This is a genomic window from Dyadobacter sp. HNCC25DJ187 (genome assembly GCF_056895255.1).
Genome location: NZ_JBXHAT010000001.1, coordinates 960888 through 979570 on the forward strand (window position 1 = coordinate 960888; position 18683 = coordinate 979570).

At 42.3% G+C, this 18683-nt stretch carries 22 protein-coding genes; 12 read left to right on the forward strand and 10 right to left on the reverse strand.

What is annotated here, in order from left to right; all coding sequences use genetic code 11:
* The first annotated feature begins 170 nt into the window (after positions 1–170).
* Genes AC1XUE_RS03845 through AC1XUE_RS03855 form a run of 3 tightly spaced genes read left to right on the forward strand, consistent with a single transcriptional unit; the run spans position 171 to position 2252 of the window.
* Positions 171–1010: an oxidoreductase gene (locus tag AC1XUE_RS03845; protein WP_483354604.1), complete on the forward strand. Its 840-nt coding sequence runs from the start codon at positions 171–173 to the stop codon at positions 1008–1010.
* Positions 1011–1066: 56 nt separating this feature from the next.
* Positions 1067–1333: an Atu4866 domain-containing protein gene (locus AC1XUE_RS03850; RefSeq protein ID WP_483354605.1), complete on the forward strand. Its 267-nt coding sequence runs from the start codon at positions 1067–1069 to the stop codon at positions 1331–1333.
* Between the two features lie 4 nt (positions 1334–1337).
* The gene (locus AC1XUE_RS03855) at positions 1338–2252 is read left to right on the forward strand and encodes a helix-turn-helix domain-containing protein (protein ID WP_483354606.1); all 915 of its coding nucleotides are present in this window, start codon (positions 1338–1340) and stop codon (positions 2250–2252) included.
* Between the two features lie 40 nt (positions 2253–2292).
* Here the strand turns inward: AC1XUE_RS03855 and AC1XUE_RS03860 are convergent, their stop codons facing one another.
* The 4 genes from AC1XUE_RS03860 to AC1XUE_RS03875 form a co-directional block, all read right to left on the reverse strand.
* Positions 2293–3006, reverse strand: coding sequence for a hypothetical protein (locus AC1XUE_RS03860; protein WP_483354607.1), 714 nt, complete (start codon positions 3004–3006; stop codon positions 2293–2295).
* Positions 3007–3428: 422 nt separating this feature from the next.
* Positions 3429–4193: a type I methionyl aminopeptidase gene (map, locus tag AC1XUE_RS03865; RefSeq protein ID WP_483354608.1), complete on the reverse strand. Its 765-nt coding sequence runs from the start codon at positions 4191–4193 to the stop codon at positions 3429–3431.
* Positions 4194–4300: 107 nt separating this feature from the next.
* A complete protein-coding gene (locus AC1XUE_RS03870; RefSeq protein WP_483354609.1) occupies positions 4301–4966 on the reverse strand; it encodes a short chain dehydrogenase in 666 nt (221 codons plus the stop codon).
* Positions 4967–5046: 80 nt separating this feature from the next.
* Complete coding sequence (locus tag AC1XUE_RS03875; RefSeq protein WP_483354610.1) at positions 5047–5493, reverse strand: cupin domain-containing protein; 447 nt, start codon at positions 5491–5493, stop codon at positions 5047–5049.
* An 80-nt stretch (positions 5494–5573) separates the two neighbouring features.
* Between AC1XUE_RS03875 and AC1XUE_RS03880 the strand changes: the two genes are divergently transcribed.
* A complete protein-coding gene (locus AC1XUE_RS03880; protein ID WP_483354611.1) occupies positions 5574–6197 on the forward strand; it encodes a TetR/AcrR family transcriptional regulator in 624 nt (207 codons plus the stop codon).
* Between the two features lie 111 nt (positions 6198–6308).
* Here the strand turns inward: AC1XUE_RS03880 and AC1XUE_RS03885 are convergent, their stop codons facing one another.
* Positions 6309–6506, reverse strand: coding sequence for a hypothetical protein (locus AC1XUE_RS03885; protein ID WP_483354612.1), 198 nt, complete (start codon positions 6504–6506; stop codon positions 6309–6311).
* A gap of 570 nt (positions 6507–7076) precedes the next feature.
* Here AC1XUE_RS03885 and AC1XUE_RS03890 point away from each other — a divergent pair.
* From AC1XUE_RS03890 to AC1XUE_RS03910, 5 genes are all read left to right on the forward strand, one after another.
* Positions 7077–7406 (forward strand): ArsR/SmtB family transcription factor, encoded by a 330-nt coding sequence (locus AC1XUE_RS03890; protein WP_483354613.1) that lies wholly within the window; start codon positions 7077–7079, stop codon positions 7404–7406.
* Positions 7407–7454: 48 nt separating this feature from the next.
* Complete coding sequence (locus tag AC1XUE_RS03895; RefSeq protein ID WP_483354614.1) at positions 7455–8021, forward strand: DUF6428 family protein; 567 nt, start codon at positions 7455–7457, stop codon at positions 8019–8021.
* A gap of 138 nt (positions 8022–8159) precedes the next feature.
* Positions 8160–8573, forward strand: coding sequence for an arsenate reductase ArsC (locus AC1XUE_RS03900; protein WP_483354615.1), 414 nt, complete (start codon positions 8160–8162; stop codon positions 8571–8573).
* Positions 8574–8581: 8 nt separating this feature from the next.
* Entirely contained in the window at positions 8582–9691 is a 1110-nt protein-coding gene (gene arsB / locus AC1XUE_RS03905; RefSeq protein WP_483354616.1) for an ACR3 family arsenite efflux transporter, read from the forward strand.
* Between the two features lie 315 nt (positions 9692–10006).
* Positions 10007–10366, forward strand: a complete 360-nt coding sequence (locus tag AC1XUE_RS03910; protein WP_483354617.1) for a hypothetical protein — start codon at positions 10007–10009, stop codon at positions 10364–10366.
* Between the two features lie 54 nt (positions 10367–10420).
* Here AC1XUE_RS03910 and AC1XUE_RS03915 read toward each other — a convergent pair whose 3' ends face one another.
* The 4 genes from AC1XUE_RS03915 to AC1XUE_RS03930 form a co-directional block, all read right to left on the reverse strand.
* A complete protein-coding gene (locus tag AC1XUE_RS03915; protein WP_483354618.1) occupies positions 10421–11074 on the reverse strand; it encodes a hypothetical protein in 654 nt (217 codons plus the stop codon).
* A 126-nt stretch (positions 11075–11200) separates the two neighbouring features.
* A complete protein-coding gene (locus AC1XUE_RS03920) occupies positions 11201–11554 on the reverse strand; it encodes a DUF389 domain-containing protein (protein ID WP_483354619.1) in 354 nt (117 codons plus the stop codon).
* Between the two features lie 233 nt (positions 11555–11787).
* Positions 11788–12465, reverse strand: a complete 678-nt coding sequence (locus AC1XUE_RS03925) for a potassium channel family protein (RefSeq protein WP_483354620.1) — start codon at positions 12463–12465, stop codon at positions 11788–11790.
* A 5-nt stretch (positions 12466–12470) separates the two neighbouring features.
* On the reverse strand, positions 12471–14240 hold the full coding sequence (locus AC1XUE_RS03930) for a TrkH family potassium uptake protein (RefSeq protein WP_483354621.1): 1770 nt from the start codon (positions 14238–14240) through the stop codon (positions 12471–12473).
* 349 nt (positions 14241–14589) lie between these two features.
* On the opposite strand from AC1XUE_RS03930, the gene nhaA reads away from it, so the two are divergent.
* From nhaA to AC1XUE_RS03945, 3 genes are all read left to right on the forward strand, one after another.
* Positions 14590–15798, forward strand: coding sequence for a Na+/H+ antiporter NhaA (gene nhaA, locus AC1XUE_RS03935; RefSeq protein ID WP_483354622.1), 1209 nt, complete (start codon positions 14590–14592; stop codon positions 15796–15798).
* Positions 15799–16186: 388 nt separating this feature from the next.
* Positions 16187–16768, forward strand: coding sequence for a MutS-related protein (locus AC1XUE_RS03940; RefSeq protein WP_483355995.1), 582 nt, complete (start codon positions 16187–16189; stop codon positions 16766–16768).
* 120 nt (positions 16769–16888) lie between these two features.
* The gene (locus AC1XUE_RS03945) at positions 16889–17185 is read left to right on the forward strand and encodes a hypothetical protein (RefSeq protein WP_483354623.1); all 297 of its coding nucleotides are present in this window, start codon (positions 16889–16891) and stop codon (positions 17183–17185) included.
* Here AC1XUE_RS03945 and AC1XUE_RS03950 read toward each other — a convergent pair.
* On the reverse strand, positions 17164–18492 hold the full coding sequence (locus AC1XUE_RS03950; protein WP_483354624.1) for a sensor histidine kinase: 1329 nt from the start codon (positions 18490–18492) through the stop codon (positions 17164–17166). The two genes, AC1XUE_RS03945 and AC1XUE_RS03950, sit on opposite strands and share 22 nt — an antisense overlap.
* Positions 18493–18683: the final 191 nt, after the last annotated feature.

The following is an 18683-nucleotide window of genomic DNA, read 5'->3' on the forward strand; positions in this document are numbered from 1 at the left end:
TCCAAAGGCAATCACATAACTATTCTCCCCAATACTCTTCAATCAGACTACCATCACACTCAGCTGCACCATCATTTCACGATCCGGCTACAACAATTCAGGATTGGGCTAATGATGCTTTATGTGAGATAACCACCTTTGTACCATCATTAATTTAAAACAAAATGAACATGGAAACAAAGAAAGTCTGGCTTGTAACCGGGGCCTCAAAAGGCCTTGGATTAGAACTGATAAAAATGCTGCTTGCCCAGGATTACCTGGTCGCAGCAACTTCCAGAAATATGCAATCTCTGGTAAAGGCTATTGGAGAAGAATCTGCACAATTTTTACCGCTACAGGTCGATGTAACGGATCCTGGTTCGGTGAAAGCTGCTGTAGAAAAAACTGTCGCGCATTTCGGCAGAATAGATGTGGTGGTTAACAATGCCGGCTACGGACAACTTGGTACACTCGAAGAATTGTCTGATCAAGAAGCGAGAGAGAATTTTGATGTCAATGTATTTGGTCCTTTGAATGTGATCAGAAATGTGATGCCTTACCTGCGGGATCAAAAATCAGGACATATCTTCAACATTGCTTCCGTGGGCGGATTTCTGGGCAACTTCCCAGGATGGGGCATCTATTGTTCCACTAAGTTTGCCATGGCAGGGTTTAGTGAAGGGCTGGCAGAAGAGGTGAAGGAATTCGGAGTACATGTTACAATTGTGTATCCGGGTTATTTCCGTACTGATTTCCTTACCGCGGATTCGCTCAAAAGACCACAAATTACCATTGAGGATTATCAGGCGGCAAGAGCTTCCGAAAAGGCACATGCAGAGCAAATCAATGGCAATCAACCGAATGATCCTGTAAAGGCTGCTGAAGTGCTTATCGCCATCGCAGGCCAGCCAAATCCACCGGTACACCTGCTATTAGGAACCGATGCCTATGATCTTTTGCAACAGAAAACTGAAATAATCCGCCAGGACGCAGAAAAATGGAAAGCATACACACTATCAACCGGCTTTTGATCCTAATGGTACTGACCTTATCATGTGATTCACAAGTTATTAAACAACCTACTGCGATGGTAACAACCATAGAACAAACGCGCGATTATATTGGCATGTGGGTAACCAAAGATGGCTATATTCGCCATGAGCTGCTGGCGGATAACCGATATGATGAAGCACGCGGATCCCGCCAAAGCGCCTACCAGGGTAGTTACACTGTATCCGGTAATCATATTGACTACAAAGATGATACCGGATTTACCGCCGATGGCGAATTCATCGACGGCGTGTTGCATCATGCAGGTATGATATTGTACAAAGAAAACCGAAAAAACAATTAAGATTATGGCTGACACATTTCGTTTCAATTCGTTATCCGAGTTTCATGTTTTTTGTGGTCTTCCCAAGCCCGAGCATCCGCTTATCAGTCTGATCGACTACAGCAAGGTGAACTATCATGTAATTGATCATGAAATGGCATGGGTACAACAGTTTTACTCGATCGGATTGAAACGGAATGTTAATGCTAAATTTAATTACGGCCAGCAGCAATACGATTTTGACTCCGGTGTACTGACCTTCGTTTCTCCTCATCAATTTCTTAAAATTGAGATCAACCCCAATGCCCAAATAGATCCTTCCGGCTGGCTACTGCTGATCCATCCCGACTTTTTGTGGAACACGGATCTGGCAAAGAAGATGAAATCATACGAATTCTTTCATTATGCAGCCAACGAAGCATTGTTTCTTTCCGAAAAGGAAGAATTGGTAATCGTTGATATTCTTCAGAACATACAGCAGGAATATCAATCTAATATTGACCGGTTTAGTCAGGATCTGATTATTGCACAAATAGAAAGGTTGCTGATATACTCCGACCGATTTTACAACAGACAGTTTATTACCAGAAAAAAATCCAACCACGAATTACTGACCCGCTTTGAGCAGTTGGTGTCAGACTATTTCCGAAGCGGAAAACTATCTGAAAACGGTATTCCCCCAGTTGGATATCTTGCCTCAGAGATGAATATATCATCCAATTATTTGAGCACTCTGCTCAGGATATATACCAAACAAAACACACAGCAGTATGTTCAGTCCAAGCTGATCGAATATGCCAAAGAGCAGCTAACCACGACGAGTTTGTCCATCAGTGAAATTGCCTATGAACTTGGTTTTGAACATCCTCAGTCATTCAGCAAGCTCTTTAAAAACAAAACTGACCACACCCCGCTTCAATTCAGGCAGATGTACGAGTAGTCCGAAGATTACATAAAACGCATGTTACAGTTGCTATGTGCTAATTGATATTCAAACCTACTGTCACACCTACATAGGGTTTTCCCTGGTAGATCCAATACTGCTTGTTGCTATCCAGCAAATGATCTATTCCGAGCGCCAGTCCGAAGTTAAGTTTTTCTACACCCATCAGTATACAAAATGCTTTTGACCAGACAAACCCATCATACTCATCGCTGACGTTATCATCTGTCACCCATGGATTGATCGGAGTTGAGCCAATTCCGGTCGCTAAACCCGCAGAAAACCCAAAATGCGTAATTCGCTGACTTACCTTACCAATCGGATTGGTTTTATAAGACAATTCGTACGTGTCGCTACGGTATCCTACGTACAAGGCTCCATTCAGATGGTTACTCAATTGCGTGTTAAGCGTTTTGGTAGAAGGACGGAACTTAAACGGTATCGTTAGTACGTCCAGATCAAAAGCATTTTTTCTGTATTTACTGTTGGTAATCTCCTCATCTATCCGTGCCCGGGGATAAACCATTTTGGGCTTCAGGGGCTTGGCGCTACCTGGCTTTGTGTGCTTGCCGGCAGGCAGACTATATACCAGTACCGAATCTTCTACATTTTCTACATAAACGGCTATTTTCTGACCATCAACCCGGGTAGTGTATACGCCGTCTGTAAGCTTATACTTAGGACTGTCTTTCAGGGCTCTGCAGGAAAAGAAAGACACTATAATTAATAATGACAATATAATTTTGATCATATATGATTTGCTAAGATTTGAATATCTACAGTCAGCCTCTTTTAGAGATCGAATTGTAAAATATTTGCTGATTTGCCAGATCACTACATCAAAGATATGCCAGCAATACCGTCGCAACAACGATTACTTTCCGAATGAAGAAAAAGTATGTTGCGCAAAGCTACGACGGAAATTAACAGCTCGTTGCAGCTCACTTCACTACGTTCTCAAAGGCGTTGACCAACTCAGCCTTTTTAGAGCATACGGCGTCAGAATGAATGACTGCTCCACATATGTCTGAAAAGCGTGCGGTATCTGCTGGAAACTTTACATGTCACATCCAGTTGTTTGCTCCCGGAAAACAAAAAAATGGTAAGCGTTTGAGACACTTACCATTTCATCAGCGGTTGAATCCGCTCCATGCACTTCTACTGATACTGATATCAATTAAATATTTCATTCATTGCTGTCAAAATGATCGGGGCTTTGTCAGTAACTACGATTGTATGCTCATGTTGTGCCATGTAGCCGCCCTTATTTCCAACCATGGTCCACCCGTCGTTGAGCTCAGTGGCAAAGGATGAAGTTGTAGAAATGAATGTTTCAATCGCCACAACAGAATTTTTCTTAAATCTCCTATGATCAAATTTATTTTTATAGTTCAGAAGTTCGTCAGGCTGCTCATGTAAACCTCTGCCTATACCGTGTCCACCCAGATTCCTGATCACTTTGAAGCCACGTTTTTTAGCTTCCGACTCCATGATATGCCCAATATCTGCTATTTTAACACCACCTTTGATATTACCTATGGCTTTCATCAGAATTTGCTTCGATGCATCCACAAGTTTTTGATGGTGATTGATATCACTGCCCAGCACAAACGAACCGCCATTGTCTGCCCAGTAGCCGTTTAATTCAGCAGAGACGTCAATATTGATAAGATCTCCCTGCTTTAATTTTCTTTTTTCAGAAGGTACCCCATGACAAAATTCCTGATCCACACTGATGCAGGTCCAGCCAGGAAAACCGTAGGTCGAGTATGGAGCAGACTTTGCTCCAAATTCAGTTAATAGTTTGGCGCCAAAATCGTCCAGCTCTTTGGTGGTCATTCCCGGCTGAGCATATTCGGTCATTTTCTTCAGTGTATATGCAACCGCTTCGCTTGCACTTCTCATTCCCAGTAAATCGGATTCTGTTGATATAGACATAAATCGTATTGTAAAAATGGCACCGTTGATATCTGGATTAAGGCTATTGCGACATGCCGGCATCAGGTATTTTTGATCTTGCAAAGATACGATTTTATCTGTCCGGACTAACAATTCAACCGATTGGGGTCATGATCCCCATGCAAATTTGCCTCGATTTTGACTGGTTCTGTGTCTTCATGCACTTCGATGATCTGACCTGTAGCCGTGCCTGACAAACTTTGATAGTATCCCGCTACAACTCTTTGCATCGTGACCGGAACGAATCCTGGGAAATAAGCATAGTAATCTGTAGCATCTTCAACAAGACCAGGGCTTACTGCATTAATCCGTACTCCGTGCGGTAGCTCCGATGCAGACGCTATGACAAAGGAATTAATCGCGCCATTCACCGTGGATGCATTCGAACCAGCATGCACCGGATTGCTGCTCAACAGCCCGGAGGTAAGGGTAAAAGATCCATGGGCTGAAATATAACGCTGACCGATCAGTACCAGGTTAACCTGGCCCATCAATTTGTGATTCACTCCTATCCGGAATTCATGGTCAGTCATCGTATTCCAAGGACCAAAATAGGCATTCCCTGCTGCACATATCAGCGCGTCAAAAGTGCCTGTTTGCCGGAACAGGTTCTCAATAGATTCCACAGAGCTGATGTCTGCATGAATATCTCCGCTCTTTGAACCCACCGAGATGATCTCGTGGTCACTTCTCAATGATTCTGCAATCCGCTTACCAATCGTTCCGCTGGCACCTATCAGTATAATTTTCATATGCAATATTTGATGTTGTTTAGAAATAGTTTTTAAGGTCTTTGTAATTCCTACATGAAATCAGATTGCTCTCAGCAGGGTTATCTAGCTTCATTTAGAACGATATGCATATCGAAGTCGGCAGCTTTTTGCAGCACTTCGTTGATCACTTGCGGCGCGACAGACTTTTCAAATGCATTTTCTTCTGTAGCATCAATACCAAAGGTCTCAAAGAGTCCGGCAAATCCTTTCGGGCTATGAATATTTAAATACCGGCAGTCGCCTGCTCCCTGGTTTTTGAATGTATGTAGCGTATGCGCAGGAATATCTATGCTCTCTCCTGCTTTGACTCTTACCACATTTGCATCGATCAGCAAATCAAGTTCCCCTTCCGTTACAACAAACATTTCATGGTAAGCACTATGATAATGTGGAGGAGGCCCGGGTATGCCCGGAGCGCTTATCCCTTCAATCAAATCATAATTCCCACTGGTCTGGTGTACTAAAATCTGGTGTCCCAGACACATAACTCCTTTCTTGTTTTCCATATTTTCCATTCGTTAGACGGTTGTCTCACAAAAGTAAAGGCACATTTTGATCATTCCAAATTTTATAAGATATTTGTCTCATGAGTAACAAAAATACCAAAACCGGCCGTGTTGATCAGAAACTAAAAACGCAGAAGAAGATTTTGGACACTGCCAGAAAGATGCTGCTGTCCAACAAAGATTTTTCACTGGAAGACGTAGCTGCGGAGATGCAAATTTCCCGCGCGACGATTTACAGGTATTACGCCAACATAGATATACTATGTCTGGATGTAGCGATATCAATGACCCATAAAGATCCTGAGGATTTCGCATTTTATGTACAGGGCATGGATCTGAGCCAATCGTTGCTATATGTGCAGGAGTATTTCAATAATTTGATTCAGGAACATGAAAACGCATTTCGCAAATACCTAAGCCTGGTTCTGGATAAGTCTGTGAAGGGTGATTCAGCAATAGCGCATCGTGGTGGCAGACGTCCCCGAACGCTGGATATCGTAATGCAACCTTTCAAAGATCAGATTGACAGCAAGAATTACGACAATTTGAAACATGTAGTGACTTTGCTCTGTGGTATTGAGCCTTTAATTGCCAATAAAGATGTGAGCGGATTAAATAACAAGCAGTCCAATGAGCTGCTGAAATGGACGTTGGAAATGATCCTTAAAGGTATGGCAGCAGAGCAACGACAGGGGGAACAATAAGCTATCTGCTCAATCAACCTGAAACTGTTAGATGCTACACCTTATTGGCTTTTGAATTTAATATTGAAATTGTCCTTTTAGTCTTGACCCTTGGCTTTTCATTTTTCTACCCTACCAGATATCAAATCCTGACACGGGCAAACTTGCCGGTATCAGACTCGCCATACAGGCAAGAACTTTTCCTGGAAAGCTCAAAACAGAGCCAACATGCAGATCGAAATTGAGCTGCTTGATCTTATCGGCTGTGTTCAACTCTGCAAAAGATCTGCAGGCGAGCATGTCGGCGGAATAACGGTCAAATTCGTACAATCTGTGATTGTATTTATTACTTCCAGTTCAATAGCTTAGTACTGAAATGGAAGCTGATTTTTTGGCAGGAAAATTGACTGTTGCGCTCAGAAAAGTAATGCCTAATCAATTCCTTCAGCAAAAGGCTGCAATTCCAGTCATCTGCTGATCATAATCGATGTAAGCTTGTGAATTGCCACCACTGTCATAAAGTGAGATTTGTTGTGCATATATTGTCGAAACTGACATCAGCGACATAATTAGGAACAATATTGTTTTCCTTTCTGAACAAATATTTATGTTGCTCAATCGGAGTCAAGTTGTTGCTTGTCTACGTAGGTAAAATACGAGACAATTTGCAAAGTTGAAAATCGATTTCCTTAATTCACACCTATCGTATCTTTACAAAACGTTTATTGCCAACCGAATCTGCGGTGAGCAAGCCACTTGCGTCAGCGATTTAATTTGGTTAAAAGACATGATCAAACAGGTCTATGAATTTAATAAACTTAAACCCAAACTAACGCTCGACCTACAACCTATTAAATCATCGTATTATTGCAATAATAAAAAACATCATTACCTTTGGGCATGGGAGTAACAAAGACACAAGTTTTCACTGACCAGCAGAACCGGATCGCCGATCTGGCCAAAGCGCTGGCGCATCCTGCACGCATTGCTATCATTCAGCATCTTTTAAAGGAAAAATCCTGTGTTTGCGGTGATCTGGTAGAAGTTTTACCACTTGCTCAGGCAACGGTATCACAGCATTTGAAAGAGCTTAAAAATATTGGCATCCTGCATGGGGAAATCAATCCTCCACGTGTTTGCTACTGTATTAATGAGACGGTTTGGGCAGAAGCAAAGGTAATTTTTGGCGAAATTTTTGAAACTGAGATTAATCCAAAATGCTGTAATTAAGGAATAATTACCACAATTCTTCATGTTTAGAATAATCGTAATATAGCAATGAATAACTTAAATCCTATGACTTGGCAGGCCTTCAAAAATACCCTTTTAGAAAATCCGCAGAAGACACTTCAATTCCAATATACTGAAGGCCAATTCGTAGATGCATCCTATCACATTACCGAAATCAAACAAGCGCCTATTTTGTCGGTGGACTGCGGTGGGGTCGTCAACAGCTGGACTGAAATCATTGTTCAGCTTTGGGAACCGTCTGTAGCCGAAACAGACTGTGCTATGAAGGTAAGCAAAGCGCTTTCCATTATTAGCCTGGTAGAAAAATCGCTTCCCCTCAATCCATTGGCTACAGTTAAAATAGAATTTGGTAATTCTAAATTTGATACCCGCCAGATGTATCCATCAGATCTGATTTCAGACAAAGCTTCACTTACCGTAAATCTGACCGCCGACTTTACGCAGTGTAAGGCAAAAACACGTGGTGGTAGCTGTGAGACTACCTCATCTGGTGAGGAATGCTGCACGCCTGCTAGCAACACAGGAGCCTATTTTAGGCAAGCGCCTGAAGCTGCAGAAAGTCAGCGTTGTACACCTGGCGGTGGATGCTGTTGATAAGGTATCGGAAAGAATGAATATTCCGCTCTTTGCACAATGTCATCAGCCATTAAAACAGTCGTCTTTTAAGACAGCATTGCAAAAAGCTAAAGATCAAAGACTTCATATCATCTAATAAAAAAACAGACAGCGAACATGAAACGAATACTGGTACTTTGCACCGGCAACAGCTGCCGGAGCCAGATTGCCGAAGGCTATCTCAGAAAATTTGCTGGTGAGAGAGCCAGTGTATATAGTGCTGGGGTTGAGACCCATGGCGTAAATCCCAAAGCCATTTCTATTATGGCCGAGGATGGGATTGATATCTCCGGCCACACGTCCAACAACATCGATGAATACCAAGACATTGACTTTGATTTTGTGATCACGGTCTGTGATAACGCCAAAGAACGCTGTCCGTATTTTCCGACTAATGCGAAGAAATTCCATCAGAACTTTCCGGATCCCGGCAAAGCAACCGGTAGCGAGGTGCAAATCATGCAGCAGTTTCGCATAGTACGTGAAATGATCAAAACGTATTCAGAAAATTTTGTCAAGGAGAACCTTTAAAAATAATTATGTCAGCTATTAATTGTGCTCCGGGAGCCGCCGCTCCGGCAGCCAGTCGTAAAAAACTGGGCTTTCTTGACCGTTACTTAACATTATGGATTTTTATGGCCATGGCCATTGGCGTAGGCCTTGGTAATTTTGTTCCGTCATTGCCGGATTACATCAATACTTTTTCAAGTGGTACAACCAATATCCCTCTTGCTATCGGCCTGATCCTGATGATGTACCCGCCACTGGCCAAGGTCAGATACAACAAAATGGGCGAAGTATTCCGAAATACCAAAGTGATGACTGCTTCCCTTTTACTGAACTGGATTGTCGGGCCGGCACTTATGTTTATACTGGCCATTATCTTTCTTCCCAATCATCCGGATTATATGATCGGGTTAATTCTGATCGGTCTGGCCCGGTGTATTGCCATGGTCTTGGTGTGGAACGAGCTGGCAGAAGGCAGCCGGGAGTATGCAGCCGGACTGGTAGCATTAAACAGTGTATTTCAGGTACTACTTTACAGCTTTTATGCTTATTTCTTTATTACGGTACTTCCTCCGTTGGTAGGACTAAAGGGACTAAAAGTAGATATTACCATTGCAGAAATTGCAATCAGTGTAGGCATCTACCTGGGTATTCCTTTTGCTGCCGGCATGATCAGCCGTTTTGGGCTGACTGCATTGAAAGGGGAAGACTGGTATGAGAAAAAATTTATCCCCCTGATATCACCTGTTACTTTGGTTGCGCTTTTAGCTACGATCATGCTCATGTTCAGCTTGAAAGGTGAGCTGCTTGTTCAGCTTCCGGGTGATGTGCTTTTAATCGCTATTCCACTGGTGATTTATTTTGCGATCATGTTTTTGGTCAGCTTCTTTATGGCAAAATCACTGGGTGCGGATTATTCACAAAATGCTTCCATTGCCTTCACTGCGGCGGGCAACAATTTTGAACTTGCCATTGCTGTGGCTATCGGCGTATTCGGTATCAACTCCGGCCAGGCATTTGTCGGCGTAATAGGTCCGCTGGTAGAAGTACCGGCATTGATAGCCCTGGTGAATGTGGCTTTCTGGCTGCGGGATAAATATTACAAAACAGAAAATATTCACCCGCCTGTTGGATGTATATGATCTGATTGTAATTGGTGGTGGCCAAAGCGCTTTGAGATCAATTGGCAAACCCAGAGATGATGATTCAAGGGGTGCTTATGTGACGCTGCATATCAATCAGGACTCATCCATATTATTGAATGACAGTAAACATAAGGATTGGAGCCATCTAGCTTGCTAATAGTGTATGGAATGATAATTGCGCCGGATTTACATAGCGATTATCGTCGAGGGAGGTTAGCCGTATGTTTCTGTTACACCAACTTACGCTATATACTCAAATTTTTATCATTAGACGAACTGTAAAAAACAACCGCAATTCTTAAAATCATCACTATGCAGCAGACAAATAACAGATCATTTTTTAATTCAGGATTTATTCTCGCCACATTGGTGGTTCTGATTGGAGGTGCAATAATTACGTACTTCGTTAAGTACGCTACCCATATTCATACACCCTATATGGTGGCTGTTGCGGTATCTTTGATTATTGGATTCTTACAGACCAAAAAAGGATGGATGTGGGCTATTGCCTTATGTGCCGTGATCACAATAGGATACTTTCTTTTATTGGGTGCAACAGAACATGACACAGCAAAACGCGAATTGGAACTGTTTGGACTGATTGGCGCGCTCATTCTAACCTTTGTGGGAAGCTTCCTTGGAGCTTTTGTAAAAAGGGCGGTTGACTCCTGAGTATCCATCCAGAAGTTATCTTCGATTCTGGGCTTTAAGAAAAACGAATCAATGCTACAAGGCAGCTTTGTCGACATATAATTTTATTGACTCAGTTTTCAATCTCACCTGCATCCATTTATCAATTTTTGATCTGTCACGGTTGGTTTGTCTGATATTAGAAGTGCCCAAGACAACGACAGTGAAACGCTGAGCTTTACCCTGACTTGTATAAAATACCTGCTCACTTGCTGAGCAGTAAGTCACATATGGGAAAAGGGGCTTTATTTCCTGATACAGCACTCTACCGACGTCCTTTTGGGCGCGTATGCTGTCCTGCATTTTAATATTTGTACTCAATTCTGTTTTAAGCCGATTGATTTCGGCTTGATAGCGTTCATTCTGGGTAAGATCATCTGAAACATCATTAATTGAAAAGCCTTGCTGTATAATCAGAGTAGTGTTTGCAAGACCATAAATTCTTTTCCGATCAGCCAAACGCTTCTTTTCTGATTCTTCAATCACCCGCCCGCCATATATAAGCTTGATTTGTTTTTTAGCAGCGTCAAGCTCATGCTTCAGTAGGAAATCGCCTTCTATATAGGTTTCGTTTGTAATAAAATTGTTTGCATCCTGTATAAAACGCTCTTTTTGAACCAGTAAATAGCCGTAGTATACACTTGGTATGGTGGTTAAAAGTACCAGAAAGGTCACCCATCGGTTGGCCATTCTTTTTTGATACTCATTGGCATAATTACGAATAGGGTAACGTAGTAACCTGACGGTGATCAGTGTCGCGCTGCCTATAAAAACGGTATTGATTGCAAGCAGGTAAAGTGCTCCAAAAAAGAAGCCCTAATTGGCTGTAGCAAGGCCATAACCTGCGGTACACAAAGGAGGCATAAGCGCAGTTGCAATAGCCACACCAGGAATTACATTGCCTTTATTCTTACTGGATATGGCCACTATTCCGGCAAGTCCTCCTACCAGCGCAATAATTACGTCATAAATATTGGGCTGTGTTCTGGCCAGCAGTTCAGAGTGCGCCTGATAGATGGGTGTAACATAAAAATAGGTGGCCGATGTAAGCAGGCCAGCTACAATAGCGAAAATATAATTGACAAGCGCCTTTCTAAAAAGAGAAAAGTCGTAGGTTGCAATACTGTATCCCATCCCCAAAATAGGGCCCATTAAAGGAGATACGAGCATAGCACCAATGATCACAGCCGTGGAATTGACATTCAGTCCAACGGATGCTATAAATATGGCAAAAATAAGGATCCATAGATTGGTACCTTTAAATTGAATGCCACTTTCAACTATATCGTGAATGGTTGTATACTCCTCCCGCTCAGAAGAAATGTCAAATCTTCTCAGAAGCTTTTCAATGACTATTTAACTTGCATTTAATTATGTAATCGAATAAGCCAGCACATGCTGGATCAATGCATGAGTTTTTCAATATCATCCAATTCTCCAAAAAGAACTAAAACTTCATTTTCATGCATGACTGTGTTGGGCGTGGCAATACCCGATGCTCTTTTGAATATTTTGGAAAGGCCATTCTCTGAACCTTTGGACAATGTCAGAACGGTCAGAACGATGACATTATACCGCTTTGTCAAATCCGCCTCGGCCAAGGTCATACCTACATACCTGGCGGGCACCCTGGTTTCTATAATGCTATACTTCTCAGACACTTTAAATGAATCAACGATCCCAGAATTATCGAGCCTCATGGCCAACCTTTCGGCTGATTCTTCCTCAGGAAGTATGTATTCTTCTATTTGCATGGCCTCCAAAACGGTCTTCTGAAGATCTGATACAACCCTGCCGATGATTTTTTTCATGCCCAACTGTTTCAGCAAAGCTGTTGCCAGCAGTGAAGCACCTTCGTCTTCTCCTATCGCCACAATGACTGCATCAGCATCTTTGAGTGGAAGCGAACTCACCGCATTTTTATCGGTACAATCCATACACACCGTATGGGTGATCAGCTCCTTTAGCTGCTCTACTTTTTGCATGTTGTTATCCACGCCTATCGTCTCATGCCCGAGTTCGGTTAACCGGGTAGCAAGGGATTTACCAAAACTTCCCAATCCAAATATTACGTACTTCATATCGTCTAAAAGTTCATTTGCTCACCAGGGAGTTGGTAATCTGTTGGTTTTGCTTTTTTAACAAATGCTACCAGTAAGGTTAGCGAGCCTACCCTACCGACAAACATAGTCAAAATGATTACTAATCTACCAGCATCACTCAATTCGTGGGTAATCCCTAAACTCAGGCCAGTGGTGCTATAAGCAGAGAACGTCTCGAACGCCAGGGAGAGCAGGTTTTTTTCCGGATCTGTAACCGATAACATAAAAATAGCCAGACCTAGAAAAACGAGTGATAAAGATATAATGCCGAATGCCCTTGATATGGAATCATCAGAAACCTTTCTACCAAAGACTTCTATTCTATCTTTTCCTGTAGCCAGTGTGAAGATATTTAACGTAGCCAGGGCAAATGTGGTCACTTTGATCCCACCTCCTGTTGAACCCGGGGCAGCTCCAATCCACATCAGCAAAAAAATTAACATAACAGTAGGAAAGGCCAGCTCGCTCATCATAATCGTATTGAAACCGGCAGAGCGGGGGCTGGTACCAATAAATAGGGCCGTAACAATCTTACCAAAATAACTTTCGTGTGCTAAAAGCGTGTGGTTATACTCCAGAATAAACACCAGCACAAAGCCAGAAAGTATTAGAAAGAAGCTGGTGTAAGCGATTATTTTAGAGTTAAATCCGATCACGCGGGCCCTGTAAACGAAATGACGTCCATACCTGATTTTATGGTAAAAATTATACAGCCAGCGTCTGATGAACTCATAAGAGTTGAACACGATACCGAATCCTAGTCCGCCCATCACATACAGTAGAACTATAGCCAGGTGAAGCTGGTAGTTGAACCTGACAGCAGTGTTGTTCAATCCGTCGGGCAAAGTAGAAAATCCTGCATTACAGAATGCGGTTACCGCATGAAAAACGGTAAAATAAATCTGTTCTGCTCGGCTTTCGAAGTCGTCCGGGTCTAAGCTCAGGTATATGAAGACACCTCCCAGTATTTCAAAAAAGAATGTAACAAGAATAATCTTATACAATGTTGAAATTACAGAGCTAACTTTATTCTCACCGATCAGTTCTGTAAACATTAACTGATTTTTGTAGGAGAACCCGCCGGAAAAGAAATAACCGAAAAAGCCTGTAAAGGTCATAATACCCAACCCTCCGATCTGTACTAAAACAAGCAAAATAGTTTGTCCGAAGCGTGTAAAATCCGAAGCGATGTCAACCACAGAAAGTCCTGTGATGCAAACCGCACTCGTTGCTAAGAAAAGTGCATCCACGAAGCTGAGCTGCTCATGATGCGTCGTTTTAGGGAGCAACAGTAGTGCGGTACCTATTAAGATCAAGGTCAAAAAACTTAATACAAACAGCAGCGTCGGATTAAAATAAAACTTATCAAAAAACAAGGTTTGCTTCGATACTTCAATGATCAGTATGGAAAAAATTCCTAAATACATCCATTCAGGCTTGACAAGCTCGGTACCTTCCGAAGCGGAAAAATGATAGCTATCGGCAATGATCACGGCAACGAAATAGAAGAATAGCAGCGCCTCCCCTACCCTTGAAATCACAGAAGACTTACTTTTAAATGCTGTAAAGGTCTTCGCTGCCAAGGCCAGAGCAAAAAACAAAAAACACCATTCGAGCATACGGTTTGTAAGCTGCTCGATGTGCAGATCGGTATTGTATCCCAAATGAAATACGATCACCATCGAGCAAACAATACTCATTGCAATCAAAATGTGATCAAGCCATTTTCGGAAGTATCTTATTTTATCCTCCATTCAAGGGTATAGTTTGCAGCAAACATAAGGGTATTTACCCAACCGCAGATTATTTAAATGTATAAAAACTGTTTAATACATCACCTCTGACACAATTCACCTGATCCAGGTTTGATATGCTACCAGTAGGACTGCGTTGGATAAAGGCATGTTTTTACTTCAATTTGGCTCACAAAATTGCATGAGATCTATACCCAAAATACTTGCCAATAGCATAGATCCTGACCACTTACCTGTGAACGGAATGTTGATAGCTAACCAGCCTATACAGAAAAGGAGTGCATAGGTTTTACGCATTTACTTATCTCTTTGGGTGTAAATCCCGGCGTTAGTGACTAGTTTTGCAGCTATGACACAACTAATCAACCTTAGGTCTTTCAAGCAATTCTTCAGATCCACATCTATTGGTGGTATGATTCTCATCTTTTGTGTAATCATATCCTTAATTATTGCAAACACGAGTTTGGGGCCCGGTTTTGAAGCACTTCTGGCAACTGAGCTCGGTGCAAACTTTGCAGGCATTCATCTGCGTTATCCTGTCATACTTTGGATTAATGATGGCTTGATGGCCATTTTCTTTCTTTTAGTCGGACTGGAAATCAAGCGGGAAATGGTAGAGGGAGAACTCTCATCTTTCAAAAAAGCATCATTGCCCATACTGGCAGCGATTGGAGGTGTAATGGCTCCTGCTCTAATATACTTCTCATTTAATTACGGCTCTGAGACAGCCGGTGGTTGGGGCATACCTATGGCAACAGATATCGCTTTTGCGATTGCTGTGATTTCTATGCTGGGAAAACGCGTACCGTCGTCGTTGAAAATATTTCTATCTGCCCTGGCCATTGTTGACGATCTGATGGCGATTTTAGTGATTGCCTTATTTTACTCCACTGACATTCATTTTACCTATCTGCTTTATGCATTTGGCATATTTGGCTTTTTGCTTCTGCTGAATAAGCTGAAAGTAAAAAGTCTGGCTGCATACCTGATTCCTGGCCTTTTTATATGGTATTTTGTGCATCATTCGGGTGTGCATGCCACCATTGCGGGTGTGTTGACTGCGTTTGCTATACCGACTACTCCGGACGCGACAGAATCCCCTCTGGAAAAACTTGAGCATATCCTGGTCAACCCGGTCAATTTTATGATTATGCCCATATTTGCACTCGCAAATACGAATATTCATTTTGAACCGATCATGCTGCTGGGGTTGACTACCGTGTTGGGTATGGGAATTATCGCCGGCCTTGTCATTGGAAAGCCACTTGGAATTACCATTTTTTCCTGGATTGCCGTAAAGTTAGGAATTGCCAAAATGCCTAAGCATGCATCTTGGCTACACATCATTGGTGTAGGAATGCTCGGAGGGATAGGCTTTACCATGTCCATATTTATAGCTTTGCTTTCATTCTCAGGAATGGAATTGGTACTGGCAGAAGCGAAATTTTCTATATTAATCGCTTCTATTGTATCCGGAATTTTAGGCTATTTATGGCTGGGTGAAGTTGATAAAAGAAGCAAAAAATTACCAGATACAGACCTGACAGAAGGTATATAAACTCAAAAGGAAATTTGTAAAGTATTTTCCAAAAGATGATACATTGAGTTTTTTTATTTTGGGAATTGTGCGAACGAAAACTAAACAAACTATTTTAATAGGGCACACCCTGTGCATACCAGCGTGTTGTACCCGGGAATTATAGCCGGAGTGGTGCTGATAAACACCTTGGGCATAACCCTTTTTTGTGAAGCAAGACGTCTAGCGGATTTATGAGTTCGTCGGTGAGATTGATGTTGCTATATCGATAAATTTTTTGTGCGAAGCTCTACCATATTACTGCATTCCTGCAATTAACTCGGAGCAAAAGCAAGTAAATACGACTAGGATCTACCATCCATTAATTTATCAGCCGGTCTGGAACTCATTAGATCTGAAGAAAAAATCAGTGATAATAACCGGGTCAAACATGTCGGGAAAAACGACATTTATCCGCACAATTGGCATCAATGCTATTACCGCTCAAACCATAAATACTTGTTTTGCCCAAGGATTCTCTATCCCAATCCTAAAAGTGCATTCGGCGATAAGAATCTCAGACGACCTACTGAGCGATAAGAGTTATTATTTCGAAGAAGTTTTAACAATCAAGTCATTGCTGTGTGAAGGTAGCTCTGGATTCAGTAGTTTATTTTTACTTGACGAACATTTCAAGGGAACAAACACCGTTGAGCGAATTGCATCCGGAAAGGCAGTTTTGAGCTATGTGAACAAAGGCGATAATATTATTTTTGTTGCAACTCATGACCTGGAACTAGCTGAACTGTTGAATGATACTTATACCTTATATCATTTTAGTGAAATAGTTGAAGATGGAACAATTGTATTTGACTTCAAAATCAAGCCTGGAAATTTGAGTAAGACAAATGCCATAAGAATTTTGGAGCTGAATGACTACCCTGAGGAAGTAATTAAAGAGGCATCATTGCTAGCGCGACAGATAAAAGACAAAATGCTCCGAGCAATTTAGATGAAAATAAGTTGCTGGACTAACCAGGGAAGAAATGATTATATTCAGATAAAAGCCTAAACTACTACAATTACCCTTAAGGAAAGCACACGCTACCTAAATTACCTGACTGGCAAGCCATTGTATTCACAGATAAGCACTCTGCTGGCGAATGCACCTAAACGGTTTTCTCTGCTCGAATCGCTGTATCTACACAGAAGCAACGAAGACAAAATGAAAATAACGGGTTCGATATTTTCAGAAAAAATCCTTTTTGAAGCAGAACAGCATAGAACTCCCAAAGTCATCAACTACGGACCACTTCTTATCTATCATAAAGGAGCAATAAAAACAGGACGAATCGTAAAAGAAAAAGACTTGTCCCGAATGGTACTACTGCCGAAAGAAGGATTTGATCAATTTGATTCTTTATCCTGACGGCTGGTTTCATAGTGAACTGGCATTCTTACCCGAAACAATGTTCCGCGGTCTTTGATACTTTCGACGTCCAGACTCGCATCCAGCAGCTCACAGAGATGTTTGACGATCTGCAAACCTACACCTTCACCTTTATCCCCCTGTTCGCTCAGTTTACCGAGCTCCTTCCCGGAGGGCACCTGTGGTATATCAACCGGTCTGATCTGATCGGGTTCTGCCTGATCAGGACTCAGCAAGGCCGTCGGTTCAGTGGTAGGCCGTAGCTGTTGGTAATAAACCCCTAAGAGATCATTCTCTATTCCCAGACCAGAATCCTGAATTCCCAGGATCCATCTGTAGCGCCCTTCCGAAGACCATGATACAGAAACGATGCCCTTGGTATCATCCCTGGAAGTAGTGTATTTAAGTGCATTGATCAAAATATTTTGAGCAATGCGATGCAGCTTGGTACGGTCGGTTTGCACCATTAAAGTAGCAGGACCGTCCGCTTTTAATACAATGTTTCGTTGTCTGGCCATGCCTTGCGCGCCCTCCACCAGGGTTAGAAGCAGCTCACCGACATCCACCCAGTCTATTTTGAGGCTTTCCTGACCCGATTCGAGTCTGGACAAATCCAGCAGATCTTCCAGAAGTGCCTGCACATTCATGACATTACGGTTAAGCATTTCCACATACACGCCCCTTTCATCCTCAGATAAGTCGCCGCCTCCCAACAGCGATGCCGCAGAAGAAACAATCCCCACGCTTCCCCTCAGATCATGAGACGATGCACGCAGTATTTGACCACGTTCATTGATCAATTCGTTCATCTTCTCAACGGCCCCCTGCAACGAATTAAGTCTTCCGGCTGCGTGCAGACGTTGCAGCTCATCGTATTTATGCACACTACCTGTGAAAGTTTGTTGCATCACAGCAGTAATCGTACGCTGTACAAAAAGCAGTAAGCCTTTGTCCGTATCCGGGTACAATTCATCATAGGTATCCAGTTCACCATAGAGGATTTCAGCCAGGTGATTCAGCTCTTTCATCGAATCAATCAGGGCAAGCGACTTATGCCACCGGTGTAGTCCGTGTCCTTCGGCTACGTAGGTAAGATCCTCTTTGGGTATCTGATGCAAAAGACGCTGCTCGAGAATGTCCAGAATAGCAGGAATCAGATTATTAAATTCTTGCCGGCTGAGCGAGCTTACCGTGCCCAGATCCCGGTCTTGTTCACATACAACCCGCCAATTGTTGAGTATCGCTTCTCTCCTGCTGAAAAGATAATTATTTACCTGGTGAAGGGAAGCAGAATTGTAGGTACGCATAGGATTTCAAATGATTATGGCCGATAGATCCGACAAAAAGCCGGACCAGATCGGTAATGTCCGTTTCTTGGGATACGGGATCATTTCCCGATATACCTAAGGAATTACAAATTGCGTACCCGAACATCAATTTGAGCTATACCAATAACAATCAATTGTGCCGGGCTATGTATCCATCAAAAATTCTTCTT